Raw genomic sequence first — 12940 nt, forward strand, 5'->3', positions numbered from 1 at the left:
ACCCCCGTGACCTCCACCACCGACCCCGCCCTGTCCGAGCTGCTCAACAGCCGGATCCGGGACGTGCAGGACTACCCGAAGCCGGGCGTCCTGTTCAAGGACATCGCCCCCCTGCTCGCCGACGCCGAGGCGTTCGGCGCGCTGACCCGGGCGCTGGCCGAGCGGGCGCGGGAGCTCGGCGCCACCAAGGTGGTCGGGCTGGAGGCGCGGGGGTTCGTGCTCGCCGCACCGGCCGCGTTCGCGGCCGGGCTCGGGTTCGTCCCGATCCGCAAGAAGGGCAAGCTGCCCGGCGAGGTGTTCGCCCGCTCGTACGACCTCGAGTACGGGTCGGCGACGCTGGAGGTGCAGTGCGACGCGTTCGAGCCCGGCGAGAAGGTCCTGGTGGTGGACGACGTGCTGGCCACCGGCGGGACGATCGCCGCCTCGCTGGACCTGGTCCAGGAGGCCGGGGCCCAACTGGTCGGCGTGGTCGTGCTGATGGAGCTCGGCTTCCTGACGGGGCGCGCGAAGCTCGCCGCGCACCTGCACGGCGCACCGCTGGAGACGCTCGTCGTGGTGTGACGCCGCGCTGTTCGAGAGCCGCCCGGGAACACGACCGTTCCCGGGCGGCTTCCTGTTCGAGGCGGGCGCGCCACCGCGCGGGGGTGCGCTGTCGGTACGATGAAGGTTGATCCGACGTAGGAGTGTCCTTGCCCGACGAGGTTGTGCCCACGGCCGCTGCCGCCAGTTCCCGTTCCTCGCAGGGCGGGATGCGGGCTCGGCTTGCGCGGCTGGGCGGACAGCGCAGTTCGATGGTCAACCCGGTGCTGGAACCGCTGTTCCGGACGATCCGGGCCAACGACCCCAAGGCCGACCCGGGGCTGCTGAAGGACATCGAGCGGGCGTACGCCGTCGCGGAGAAGTGGCACCGCGGGCAGAAGCGCAAGAGCGGCGACCCGTACATCACCCACCCGCTGGCGGTGGCCACCATCCTGGCCGAGCTGGGGATGGACGCGCCGACCCTGATGGCCGGGCTGCTGCACGACACCGTCGAGGACACCGACTACGGGCTGGAGACGCTCCGGCAGGACTTCGGCGACTCGGTGGCGCTGCTGGTCGACGGCGTGACCAAGCTGGACCGGGTCAAGTTCGGCGAGGCCGCGCAGGCGGAGACCGTCCGCAAGATGGTCGTGGCGATGGCCAAGGACCCGCGGGTGCTGGTGATCAAGCTCGCCGACCGGCTGCACAACATGCGCACCATGCGCTACCTGAAGCGGGAGAAGCAGGAGAAGAAGGCCCGCGAGACGCTGGAGATCTACGCCCCGCTGGCGCACCGGCTGGGCATGAACACCATCAAGTGGGAGCTGGAGGACCTGGCCTTCGCCATCCTCTACCCCAAGATGTACGACGAGATCGTCCGGCTGGTGGCCGAGCGCGCCCCCAAGCGCGACGAGTACCTGGCCACCGTGATCGACCAGGTGCAGGGCGACCTGCGCGGGGCCCGGATCACCGCGCAGGTGACCGGCCGGCCCAAGCACTACTACTCGGTCTACCAGAAGATGATCGTCCGGGGCCGGGACTTCGCCGAGATCTACGACCTGGTGGGCATCCGGGTCCTGGTCGACACCGTCCGCGACTGCTACGCGGCGCTGGGCACCATCCACGCGCGGTGGAACCCGGTGCCGGGGCGGTTCAAGGACTACATCGCGATGCCCAAGTTCAACATGTACCAGTCGCTGCACACCACGGTGATCGGCCCCGGGGGCAAGCCGGTCGAGCTGCAGATCCGCACCTTCGACATGCACCGCCGGGCCGAGTACGGCATCGCCGCGCACTGGAAGTACAAGCAGCGCGCGGTGGCCGGCGCCTCCAAGGTGCGCACCGACACGCCCACCCACGGGCGGCAGCACGACAAGGCCGACGCGGTCAACGAGATGGCCTGGCTGCGGCAGCTGCTGGACTGGCAGAAGGAGACCGAGGACCCGAGCGAGTTCCTGGAGTCGCTGCGCTTCGACCTGTCCACCAACGAGGTGTTCGTCTTCACCCCGAAGGGCGACGTGATAGCGCTGCCCGCGCAGGCCACCCCGGTGGACTTCGCGTTCGCGGTGCACACCGAGGTCGGCTGCCGGTGCATCGGCGCCCGGGTCAACGGCCGGCTGGTGCCGCTGGAGTCGACGCTGGAGAACGGCGACACCGTCGAGGTGTTCACCTCCAAGGCGGAGAACGCCGGCCCGTCCCGGGACTGGCTGAGCTTCGTCAAGTCGCCCCGGGCCCGCAACAAGATCCGCGCCTGGTTCTCCAAGGAGCGCCGCGAGGAGGCGATCGAGCAGGGCAAGGAGTCGATCGCCCGGGCGATGCGCAAGCAGGGCCTGCCGATCCAGCGGATCCTCACCGGGGACTCGCTGGTCACCCTGGCCCACGAGATGCGCTACCCGGACATCTCCTCGCTGTACGCGGCGATCGGTGAGGGCCACGTCGCCGCGCAGGCCATCGTGCAGAAGCTGGTCCAGGCGATGGGCGGCGAGGAGGGCGCGGTCGAGGACCTCGCCGAGACCGCCACCCCCTCGCACCAGCCGCGCGCGATGCGCCGCCGGGCCAAGGGCGACCCGGGCGTCATCGTCAAGGGCGTCGACGACGTGTGGGTGAAGCTGGCGCGCTGCTGCACGCCGGTGCCCGGCGACCCGATCGTCGGCTTCATCACCCGCGGCAACGGCGTCTCGGTGCACCGTGCGGACTGCGTCAACGTGGAGTCCCTGCAGCAGCAGCCCGAGCGGATGATCGACGTCGAGTGGGCGGCCACCCAGTCCTCGGTGTTCCTGGTCGCCATCCAGGTCGAGGCGCTGGACCGCTCCCGGCTGCTCTCCGACGTCACCCGGGTGCTCTCCGACCAGCACGTCAACATCCTGTCGGCGGCCGTCCAGACCTCCCGCGACCGGGTGGCGATGAGCCGGTTCACCTTCGAGATGGGCGACCCCAAGCACCTGGGGCACGTGCTCAAGGCGGTGCGCGGCGTCGAGGGCGTGTACGACGTGTACCGGGTCACCTCGGCCCGCAACAAGTAGGCCCGCGGCCCTCCCCCCGGTCGCCGACCGCGCCCGCCCCGCCGACACTGGCCGGGTGGGGGCGGTCGGCTTTCCGGGAGGCACCGTGCACGGGATACGGATGAGGACGGCAGTGGCCGGCGCGGCGGCGGCCGCGGCGCTGGCGGCCGGCTGCGGCAGCGGCTCGGGCGGCTCCGGGAGCACCGGCAGCCCGGCGGCGAGCGGCACCGGCAGCCCGGTGTCGGCGTCCGCGGCGGCGGCCTCCGCGGCCGCCGACAACGGGGTGGCCGGGCAGTCCGCCGACCAGGTGCTGCAACGGGCCGTGCAGGCGCTCAAGGACGCCGGCGCGGTCCGGGCGGCGGGCACCGTCGGCAGCGAGGGCGGCCAGATCACCATGGACCTGCGGCTGGACACCACCGGCGACTGCACCGGCACGCTCAGCCAGGGCGGCGTCGGCAGCTTCCAGGTGGTGAAGTCCGGGCAGCAGCTGTGGGTCAAACCGGACCAGGAGTTCTGGCAGACCCACGGCGGCCCGGCGATGGCCCAACTGGTCGGCGACCGCTACCTGAAGACCACCAGCGACAACCCGGACTTCGGCGAGATCGGCAGCCTGTGCGACCTGACCGCGCTGGCCGACCAGCTCGGCACCGGCAAGAGCGGCCTGGCCAAGGGCGGCGAGGAGAACGTGCAGGGCCGCCCCGCGCTCACCCTGACCAACACCTCCAGCACCGGCACCGGCACCCTGTACGTGGCCACCACCGGCGAGCCGGTGCCGCTGAAGCTCGCCAAGGACACCGGGGCGGTCGAGTTCAGCGACTTCGGCACCCCGGTGCCCAGCGCCACCCCCGGGCCCGACCAGAGCCTCGACCTGGACCAGCTGCAGCAGCCGTCCTCCTCGACCTCGGTGGTGTGAAGCGGAACGCGCGAAGGGCCCCCACCGTGCGGCGGGGGCCCTTCGCGCGGGCGTTGCCGGAGCTCAGGAGGTGAACTCCTGGAGCGACTTCTGCGCCTGGTCGAGCAGCGCCCGGCGGCCGGCCAGCTCGGTCTCCAGCTTGGCGGCCTTGGCCGTGTTGCCGGCGGCGCGGGCCTTGGCCAGGTCGGCCTCGAGCTTGTCCACGGCGGCCTGCAGCAGCGCGGTCATGCCGGTGGCGCGGGCCCGGGCCTCCGGGTTGGAGCGCTGCCACTCGGCCTCCTCGGCCTCGCGGACCGCGCGCTCCACCGCGCTCAGCCGGCCGTCCAGCTTCGGGCGGGCGTCGCGCGGGACGTGGCCGATCGCCTCCCAGCGCTCGGCGATGTCGCGCAGCGCGGCCTTGGCGGCCTTCAGGTCGGTGATCGGCAGGATCGCCTCGGCCTCGACCAGCAGCGCCTCCTTGGCCTTCTGGTTCTCGCCCTGCTCGGCGTCGCGCTCGGAGAACGCGGAGGACCGGGCCTGGAAGAAGACGTCCTGGGCGCCGCGGAAGCGGGCCCACAGCTCCTCCTCGGCGTCCCGCTGGGCGCGGCCGGCGGCCTTCCACTGCGTCATCAGGTCGCGGTAGGCGGCCGCGGTCGGGCCCCACTCGGTGGAGCCGGACAGCGCCTCGGCCTCGGCGACCAGCTTCTCCTTGACCGAACGGGCCGACTCGCGCTCCGAGTCGAGCGCCGCGAAGTGCGACTTGCGGTGCTTGGAGAACACCGAGCGGGCGTGCGAGAAGCGGTGCCACAGCTCGTCGTCGCTCTTGCGGTCCAGGCGCGGCAGCGCCTTCCAGTTGTCGACCAGGGCGCGCAGCCGGTCGCCGGCCTCCCGCCACTGGTTGGACTCGGCGAGCTGCTCGGCCTCGGCGACCAGCGCCTCCTTGGCGGCGCGGGTCTCCTCCTGGGCCTTCGCCCGGGCGGCCTTGCGCTCGCCCTGCCGGGTCTCGATCTCGCCGGCCAGGGTGTCCAGGCGGGCGGCCAGGGCGGCCAGGTCGCCGACCGCGTGCGCCTCGGTGACCTGCGCGCGCAGGTGCTCCAGCGCGGTCTGCGCCTCCTTGGCGGCCAGATCGGTCTTGCGCACCCGGTGCTCCAGGAGGGAGGTCTCCGCCTCCAGGCCCTGGAACTTGCGCTCGAAGTAGGCGAGGGCCTCCTCGGGGGAGCCGGCCTGCCAGGAGCCGACCTGGCGTTCGCCGTCGGCCGTCCTCACGTAGACGTTCCCCTGCTCGTCGACACGGCCCCACGGGTCGCTGCTCACAGCGCCTCCTCCACATGACGCCACGCCCACGGGCGGGAGCGTCGTCCACAGTTGATGTGCGGCGGACCGATGGAGCCCGCCGTCCCGAGCCGTCGTGGTGTTGCGCCGAGGGTGACGGCCGACGGTCAGGGCACCCTATACAACAGCAACATAGGCGACCAGCGCCGGTGCTGTCCGCATCCGGCGCCGGTCGATTTTCGCGGCGGGTCAGCCCTTGGCGGTGGTGATGCTCGTGACGTTGACCGGGAGCTTGGGGGCGCCGTCGCCGCCGGTTCCCTCGGCGCCGCCGGCGGCGATCTTCTGCAGCACGTCGAGGCCGCCGGTGATCTTGCCGAACGGGGTGTAGCTGGGGGGCAGTTGGGTGTCCTTGTAGACCAGGAAGAACTGGCTGCCGTTGGTGTTCGCGCCGGAGTTGGCCATCGCCACGGTGCCCGCGGGGTAGGTCGCGCCCTCCAGGTTCTCGTCGGCGAACTGGTAGCCCGGGCCGCCCCGGCCGGTGCCGGTCGGGTCGCCGCACTGCAGGACGTAGATGCCCTCCGTGGTGAGGCGGTGGCACTTGGTGTTGTCCCAGAACTGCTGACCGGCCAGGAACACGAAGGAGTTGACGGTGTGCGGCGCCTTCGCCGCGTCCAGCGCCAGGGTCACCTCGCCCTGCGAGGTCTCGATCTTCGCGGTGTACTTGGCGGCCGCGTCGATCGACATGGCCGGCTCGGCGGCCCACTGCTTGCCGGTGGCGGACGGGGACGGCGCGGCGGAGGCCGTCTTGGTGTCCTTCTTCTTGTCCGAGTCGAACACGCCGGAGGCCACGGTGGCGACACCGCCGACCACCACGACGGCCAGGATCCCCGCGACGATCGCGTTGCGCTGCTTGCGCTTGGCCGCCGCCTCGGCGCGCGCCTGCATCTGGCGCTCGTACTTCTCACGGGCGAGCTGCCGCCGCCGCTGTTCGCTGCTGACCACCGGGGGTGTCTCCTGGACTGTGTCGACGTGGGGGGAGTTGAGCTGGCGTGCACGGATCATCGCATCCGTCGGCGGCCAGTGTAAGGACCCCGCGCGTCAGGACGGGATCAGCGCGAGATGAGAAAGGTCTGAACGCACCGGACAACCGGTTCGCCCGCGGCCCGGTGCCGCCGGTAGGCTGCGGGGGAAAAGCAGACCGCCGCCGCATGAAACGAAGGACTCGCGTGTTCGTCGCCGGATTCCCCGCCGGGGCCTGGGGCACCAATTGCTACCTGGTCGCACCCGCCGCCGGTGAGGAGTGCGTGATCGTCGACCCCGGGCACGAAGCGGCCGCCGGCGTCGAGGAGTTGATCCGCGAGCACCGGCTCAAGCCGGTCGCGGTGCTGCTCACCCACGGGCACATCGACCACGTCGCCTCGGTCGTCCCGGTCTGCGGCGCGCAGGGCGTCCCGGCCTGGATCCACCCCGCGGACCGCTACATGCTGGCCGACCCGGAGAAGGCGCTCGGGCGCTCGCTCGGGCAGCAGCTGATGGGCTCGATCACCGTCGGCGAGCCGGACGACGTCCGCGAGTTGGCCGACGGCAGCGTGCTGGAGCTCGCCGGGATGCACCTCACCGTCGACCACGCCCCCGGCCATACCGAGGGGTCGGTGACGTTCAGGACGCCCGCATCGGCAGAGGTCCCGCCGGTGCTGTTCTCGGGCGACCTGCTGTTCGCCGGCTCCATCGGGCGTACCGACCTCCCGGGCGGAGACAGCGGAGCGATCATGCGCTCGCTGGCCCGGGTGTGCCTGCCCCTCGACGACGCGACCGTGGTGCTCTCCGGCCACGGCTCGCAGACCACCATCGGCCGAGAGCGCGCCACCAACCCCTACCTCCGGCAGGCGGGCGGTGCGCCGGACGCACCGGCCTTCCCGCGACGAGGAATGTGACGGAAGAGAAGTTGAGCACCTTCACCGCCCCCAAGGGCACCTTCGACCTGCTGCCGACGGTCAACTCCGCGGCCTACCTGGCGATCCGCGACCGGCTCTCCGGGCCGCTGCGCCGCGCCGGGTACGGCTACGTCGAGACCCCCGTGTTCGAGGACGTCAAGCTGTTCTCCCGCGGCGTCGGCGAGTCCACCGACATCGTCACCAAGGAGATGTTCACCCTCGCCCAGCGCCCGGAGAGCAGCGAATCGCTGGCGCTGCGCCCCGAGGGCACCGCCTCGGTGGTCCGGGCCGCGCTGGAGGCCAACCTCCACAAGCTCGGCAACCTGCCGGTCAAGCTCTGGTACTCCGGCAACTTCTACCGCTACGAGCGCCCGCAGAAGGGCCGCTACCGGCAGTTCTCGCAGGTCGGCGCGGAGGCCATCGGCGCCGAGGACCCGGCGCTGGACGCCGAGCTGATCATCCTGGCCGACGACGCCTTCCGCTCGCTCGGCCTGCGCGACTACCGCCTGCTGCTCAACTCGCTCGGCGACCAGCAGTGCCGCCCGGTCTACCGCGCCGCCCTGGTCGAGTTCCTGGCCGGCCTCGACCTGGACGAGGACACCCGCCGCCGCGCCGAGATCAACCCGCTGCGCGTGCTCGACGACAAGCGCGAGGCCGTCCAGGCCCAGCTGGTGGACGCGCCCAAGCTGCGCGACTACCTGTGCGAGGACTGCAAGGCGTACGACGAGAAGGTCCGCGAGCTGCTCACCGCCGCGGGCGTCGCGTTCGTCGACGACCCCAAGCTGGTGCGCGGCCTGGACTACTACACCCGCACCACCTTCGAGTTCGTGCACGGCGGTCTCGGCGCGCAGTCCGCGATCGGCGGCGGCGGCCGCTACGACGGCCTGTCCGAGATGCTCGGCGGCCCGGCGCTGCCCTCGGTCGGCTGGGGCCTGGGCGTGGACCGCACCTTCCTCGCGCTGGAGGCCGAGGGCGTCGTCCTCGACCTGCCCGCCACCACCGAGGTGTACGCGGTGGCGCTCGGCGAGGAGGCCAAGAGCGTGCTGTTCGCCAAGACCGTCGAGCTGCGCCGGGCCGGCGTCGCCACCGACCTGGCCTTCGGCGTCAAGAGCATCAAGAACGCCATGAAGTCCGCCAACCGGTCGGGTGCGCGCTACGCCCTGATCGCGGGCGACCGGGACCTCGCCGAGGGCGTGGTCCAGCTCAAGGACATGGAGTCCGGCGAGCAGACCCCCGTCGCCCTTGAGGCGCTCGTCACCACCCTGAAGGAGAAGCAGCTGTGATCCGCACGCACGACGCGGGCACGCTCCGCGCGGAGCACGCCGGCACCACCGTCACCCTGGCCGGCTGGGTGGCCCGCCGCCGTGACCACGGCGGCGTGGCCTTCATCGACCTGCGGGACGCCTCCGGCACCGTGCAGGTCGTGGTCCGCGACCTGGAGTCGGTGCACGGGCTGCGCTCCGAGTACTGCGTGAAGGTGGTCGGCGAGGTCCGGGTCCGCCCGGAGGGCAACGAGAACCCGGAGATCCCGACCGGCGCCGTCGAGGTCGTCGTCGAGTCGATCGAGGTGCTGTCCGAGGCCGCGCCGCTGCCGTTCCAGGTCGCCGAGTACGAGCCCGGCTCGGTCAACGAGGAGGTGCGGCTGCGCTACCGCTACCTCGACCTGCGCCGCGAGGGCCCGGCCCGCGCGCTGCGGCTGCGCTCGAAGGTCAACCACATCATCCGCACGGTGATGGAGGAGAACGACTACCTCGACATCGAGACCCCGTACCTGACCCGCTCCACCCCCGAGGGCGCCCGCGACTTCCTGGTCCCGGTCCGCCTCCAGCCGGGCCACTGGTACGCCCTGCCGCAGTCCCCGCAGCTGTTCAAGCAGCTGCTGATGGTGGCCGGCATGGAGCGCTACTACCAGATCGCCCGCTGCTTCCGCGACGAGGACTTCCGCGCCGACCGGCAGCCCGAGTTCACCCAGCTCGACATCGAGGCGTCCTTCGTCGACCAGGAGGACATCCTGGCGCTCGGCGAGAAGATCATCGCCGCGATCTGGAAGCAGGTCCACGGCTACGAGATCCCGAACCCTCTGCCCCGGATGACCTACGCCGACGCCATGTCCCGCTACGGCTCCGACAAGCCGGACGTCCGCTTCGGGCAGGAACTCACCGACCTCACCGAGTACTTCAAGGGCACCGGGTTCCGGGTCTTCCAGGCCCCGTACGTCGGCGCGGTCGTGATGCCCGGCGGCGCCTCGCAGCCCCGCAAGCAGCTCGACGCCTGGCAGGACTGGGCCAAGGCCCGCGGCGCCCGCGGCCTCGCCTACGTGCTGGTGGACGCCGAGACCGGCGAGCTGCGCGGCCCGGTCGCCAAGAACCTGTCCGAGGAGCACCTGGCCGGCCTGGCCGCCGCCGCCGGCGCCAAGCCCGGCGACGCGGTGTTCTTCGCCGCGGGCAAGAAGACCGCCTCGCAGGAGCTGCTCGGCGCCGCCCGCCTGGAGATCGGCCGCCGCTGCAACCTGATCGACGAGTCCCAGTGGGCCTTCCTCTGGGTCGTGGACTTCCCGATGTTCGAGCCGATCGAGGACGACAAGGGCGAGTTCCAGGGCTGGCACGCGGTGCACCACCCGTTCACCGCGCCGACCGCCGAGTCGCTGGCCACCTTCGACACCGACCCGGGCAGCGCGCTCTCCAACGCGTACGACCTGGTGCTCAACGGCTCGGAGCTGGGCGGCGGTTCGATCCGCATCCACCAGCGGGACGTGCAGAAGCGGGCGTTCGACGCGATCGGCCTGTCCGAGGAGGAGGCGGCCTCGCAGTTCGGCTTCCTGCTGGACGCCTTCAACTACGGCCCGCCGCCGCACGGCGGCATCGCGCTCGGCCTGGACCGCGTGGTCACCCTGCTGGGCGGCTACGACACCATCCGGGACGTCATCGCCTTCCCGAAGACCTCCACCGGCGGCGACCCGCTGACCGGCGCCCCCACCCCGATCACCCCGGCCCAGCGCCGCGAGGCCGGCGTGGACGCCCAGCCCAAGGCCAAGGAGAACAAGGACGGCGCCAAGGCCGAGGCCGAGCCCACCGTCTGACGGACCGTCAGGATCCCGGTCGGATTCTGACGGGACATCACAAAGATCACGATTCGTTCCGGCCCCGGCCGGTGCGCGGCCACCAGGAGTAGGCTGCCACCGCCCGGGGCCGGAATGCTGCACCACCCGGAACGCTGCACAACGGGGTGCAGAGCGCAAGAAGGGTCAAGGATGACCGTACGAACCAGAGTTGAACTCCCCACCGACACCGCCGAGACCCGGCGGGTACACATGGCGGCCTTCCCAGGCCCCGAAGAGGCGGACCTGGTGGACGCGCTGCGCCGCGACGCCGCCTGGCTGCCCGCACTGTCCCTGGTCGCGGTGGACGAGCGCGAAGTGGTCATCGGCCACGCGCTGCTCACCCGGCTGAAGGTCGGCAACGGCAAGGGCCTGGCCCTCGCCCCCGTCGCGGTCGCCCCCGAGTGGCAGCGCAAGGGCGTCGGCACCGCCGTGGTGCGGGCCGCGCTGGACGCCGCCGCCGAGGCCGGCGAACGCGTCGTGGTGGTGCTCGGCGACCCGGGCTACTACGGCCGGTTCGGCTTCGCCCCCGCCTCCGGACACCGCATCACCGGGCCGTTCGACGTCCCCGACGGGTACTTCCAGGCCCTGCGGCTGCCCGGCGCCGACGGCGCCCCGCACGGCATGTGCCGCTACCCCGCGCCGTTCGCCGAGGTCTGAGCGGCCGCCGCTTCGGGGGACCGGCCGCCACCGGTCGCCCGGAACTGCACCTCCAGGTGCAGCCGGCAGGACTCCGCGAACGCCGCCATGGCGGGCGTCTGCGCCCGCCCGTGCGGCCGGAACAGCCCCACCAGGCTCGGCCCCAGTCCGCGCACCGGCAGGCAGCGCACGTCCGGACGGCTGCTCCAGCGGCCCACCGCGCGCGGCGCGAACCCCACCCCCTGCCCGCAGGCCACCGCGGCCATCCACTCGTCCGCGTTGTGCGCCACCGCCCCGATCCGCACCGGCCGGCCGGCCCGCTCCGGCGCGCCCAGCCAGTAGTCCCGCCACACCCCGGCCTGCTCCGGTATCGCCACGAACGGCTCGTCCCACAGGTCCGCCACCGACACCTCGGTGCGGGCCGCCAGCCGGTGGTCGGCCGCCAGCACCACCCAGCGCTCCTCGGTGCCCAGCGGCACGTGCGCGTACCGCTCGGCCATCGAGGCCGGGGCGTGCCACAGCGCCAGGTCCAGCCGGCCCGAGGCCAGGCCGGAGGACTCGTCGAACCAGTCGTTCTGCCGCAACCGCAGCCGCCACCCCGGCATCCGGCGGGCGAAGTCCTCCGCCACCGCGCGGCCCAGCAGGCTCATCGTCGACCCCTCGAAGCCGACCCGCAGCTCCCCGCCGGCCTCCGCCGCCGCCAGCCGGGTCGCCCGCACCGCCTCCTCCCAGCCCGCCAGCAGCGTCCCGGCCCGGGCCAGCAGCTCGGCGCCCGCCGCCGTCGGCGCCATCCCGGCCCGCGAGCGGCGGAACAGCTCCACCCCCAGCTGCCGCTCCAGCGCCCGGACCTGCTTGGTCAGCGTCGGCTGGCTGACCCCCAGCCGGGCCGCCGCCGCGGTCAGCTGGCCCTCCTCGCCGACCACGGTCAGGCAGCGCAGCATCCGGGTGTCCACATCCATGCCCCCAGGCTATGGACCAATGCATTGGACCTCGGACCCGGGGGTGCCGCAGAGTGGTCCGGCCTTCCCCGGCGCGATCGGCACCGGCGGCACGGGGGACCGCCGGTGCCCGCCGGGGAAGGACGCCCGCACCCCGCCCGCGTCCTCCCCGCACCCCGTCCGAACTGCGGCGCCGCCCGGCGGACCGTAGCCTGAGGGATCGTCAGCATCGGCGACCCGGCGAGCGGAGGGCACACCCAGTGGCGGCACCCAGCACAGGCAGGACGGGCAGGGGCGACAAGGGCGGGAAGGGCGACGGGGGCGGGAAGAAGTCCCGCGGCGCCAAGCGGATGCCGAAGAAGCTCTACGAGGACGAACTGCTCCGCCTCCAGCGCGAACTGGTCAAGCTCCAGGAATGGGTCCGCACCGAGGGCGTCCGGATGGTGATCGTCTTCGAGGGCCGGGACGCCGCCGGCAAGGGCGGCGCCATCAAGCGCGTCACCGAGTACCTCAACCCCCGGATCGCCCGGATCGCCGCCCTGCCCGCCCCCACCGAGCGCCAGCGCGGCCAGTGGTACTTCCAGCGCTACGTCGAGCAGCTCCCGGCGGCCGGCGAGATGGTCCTGTTCGACCGCTCCTGGTACAACCGGGCCGGCGTCGAGAAGGTGATGGGCTTCTGCACCGACGAGGAGTACTGGCAGTTCCTGCACCAGTGCCCCACCTTCGAACGGATGCTGGTCGAGGCCGGCATCCTGCTGCGCAAGTACTGGTTCTCGGTCAGCGACGTCGAACAGGAACGCCGCTTCCGCGACCGGCTCGACGACCCGATGCGGCAGTGGAAGCTCTCCCCGATGGACGTCGAGTCCATCACCCGCTGGGAGGACTACTCGCGGGCCAAGGACGAGATGTTCGTCTACACCGACATCCCCGAATCACCCTGGAACGTCGTCGACAGCGACGACAAGCGCCGCGCCCGGCTCAACATGATCGCCCACCTGCTCTCCACCGTCCCGTACCACGAGGTGGTCAAGCCCGCCGTCACCCTGCCGCCACGACCCGCCCCGCGCGGCTACCAGCGGCCGCCGCGCGACCTCCAGAAGTACGTCTTCGACCACGCCGCGACGGTGCTGGCCCAGGCCGGGAAGTAG

At 72.4% G+C, this 12940-nt stretch carries 11 protein-coding genes; 8 read left to right on the forward strand and 3 right to left on the reverse strand.

Features of this window, described 5'->3' with window-relative positions; translation table 11 throughout:
* The first annotated feature begins 6 nt into the window (after positions 1-6).
* The 3 genes from IH44_RS0110190 (at position 7) to IH44_RS0110200 (ending at position 3933) form a co-directional block, all read left to right on the forward strand.
* Positions 7-561, forward strand: coding sequence for an adenine phosphoribosyltransferase (locus tag IH44_RS0110190; RefSeq protein ID WP_030459128.1), 555 nt, complete (start codon positions 7-9; stop codon positions 559-561).
* A gap of 188 nt (positions 562-749) precedes the next feature.
* Positions 750-3041: a bifunctional (p)ppGpp synthetase/guanosine-3',5'-bis(diphosphate) 3'-pyrophosphohydrolase gene (locus IH44_RS0110195; protein ID WP_030459129.1), complete on the forward strand. Its 2292-nt coding sequence runs from the start codon at positions 750-752 to the stop codon at positions 3039-3041.
* Between the two features lie 100 nt (positions 3042-3141).
* Positions 3142-3933 carry a hypothetical protein gene (locus IH44_RS0110200; RefSeq protein WP_157852250.1) on the forward strand — a complete coding sequence of 264 codons (792 nt, stop codon included), beginning with the start codon at positions 3142-3144 and terminating at the stop codon, positions 3931-3933.
* Positions 3934-3996: 63 nt separating this feature from the next.
* Here IH44_RS0110200 and IH44_RS0110205 read toward each other — a convergent pair whose 3' ends face one another.
* Together IH44_RS0110205 and IH44_RS0110210 are read right to left on the reverse strand one after the other, a co-directional pair.
* Positions 3997-5226 carry a DUF349 domain-containing protein gene (locus tag IH44_RS0110205; protein WP_030459131.1) on the reverse strand — a complete coding sequence of 410 codons (1230 nt, stop codon included), beginning with the start codon at positions 5224-5226 and terminating at the stop codon, positions 3997-3999.
* Positions 5227-5433: 207 nt separating this feature from the next.
* The gene (locus tag IH44_RS0110210; protein WP_030459132.1) at positions 5434-6186 is read right to left on the reverse strand and encodes a peptidylprolyl isomerase; all 753 of its coding nucleotides are present in this window, start codon (positions 6184-6186) and stop codon (positions 5434-5436) included.
* Between the two features lie 224 nt (positions 6187-6410).
* Here IH44_RS0110210 and IH44_RS0110215 point away from each other — a divergent pair, with 224 nt between their 5' ends.
* From IH44_RS0110215 to IH44_RS0110230, 4 genes are all read left to right on the forward strand, one after another.
* Positions 6411-7118 carry an MBL fold metallo-hydrolase gene (locus tag IH44_RS0110215; protein WP_030459133.1) on the forward strand — a complete coding sequence of 236 codons (708 nt, stop codon included), beginning with the start codon at positions 6411-6413 and terminating at the stop codon, positions 7116-7118.
* A gap of 11 nt (positions 7119-7129) precedes the next feature.
* A complete protein-coding gene (gene hisS / locus IH44_RS0110220) occupies positions 7130-8401 on the forward strand; it encodes a histidine--tRNA ligase (protein WP_030459134.1) in 1272 nt (423 codons plus the stop codon).
* Positions 8398-10197, forward strand: a complete 1800-nt coding sequence (gene aspS / locus IH44_RS0110225; protein ID WP_030459135.1) for an aspartate--tRNA ligase — start codon at positions 8398-8400, stop codon at positions 10195-10197. The genes hisS and aspS overlap by 4 nt, the downstream gene beginning before the upstream one ends.
* A 171-nt stretch (positions 10198-10368) precedes the next feature.
* Positions 10369-10875 (forward strand): GNAT family N-acetyltransferase, encoded by a 507-nt coding sequence (locus IH44_RS0110230; RefSeq protein ID WP_030459136.1) that lies wholly within the window; start codon positions 10369-10371, stop codon positions 10873-10875.
* Here the strand turns inward: IH44_RS0110230 and IH44_RS0110235 are convergent.
* Positions 10848-11813: a LysR family transcriptional regulator gene (locus tag IH44_RS0110235; RefSeq protein ID WP_081966816.1), complete on the reverse strand. Its 966-nt coding sequence runs from the start codon at positions 11811-11813 to the stop codon at positions 10848-10850. The genes IH44_RS0110230 and IH44_RS0110235 overlap by 28 nt on opposite strands.
* A gap of 329 nt (positions 11814-12142) precedes the next feature.
* On the opposite strand from IH44_RS0110235, the gene ppk2 reads away from it, so the two are divergent.
* Complete coding sequence (gene ppk2, locus IH44_RS0110240) at positions 12143-12940, forward strand: polyphosphate kinase 2 (RefSeq protein WP_030459138.1); 798 nt, start codon at positions 12143-12145, stop codon at positions 12938-12940.

The sequence above is a fragment of the Kitasatospora sp. NRRL B-11411 genome (assembly GCF_000721345.1).
In the GTDB taxonomy this organism is placed as follows: domain Bacteria; phylum Actinomycetota; class Actinomycetes; order Streptomycetales; family Streptomycetaceae; genus Kitasatospora; species Kitasatospora cineracea.

What these genes read in the sequence shown, in the direction of transcription:
- IH44_RS0110235 (WP_081966816.1), bottom strand. Translation starts at nt 11,813, where the DNA reads ATGGATGTGGACACCCGGATGCTGCGCTGCCTGACCGTGGTCGGCGAG.
- IH44_RS0110195 (WP_030459129.1), top strand. Translation starts at nt 750, where the DNA reads ATGCGGGCTCGGCTTGCGCGGCTGGGCGGACAGCGCAGTTCGATGGTC.
- ppk2 (WP_030459138.1), top strand. Translation starts at nt 12,143, where the DNA reads ATGCCGAAGAAGCTCTACGAGGACGAACTGCTCCGCCTCCAGCGCGAA.
- IH44_RS0110200 (WP_157852250.1), top strand. Translation starts at nt 3,142, where the DNA reads ATGAGGACGGCAGTGGCCGGCGCGGCGGCGGCCGCGGCGCTGGCGGCC.
- IH44_RS0110230 (WP_030459136.1), top strand. Translation starts at nt 10,369, where the DNA reads ATGACCGTACGAACCAGAGTTGAACTCCCCACCGACACCGCCGAGACC.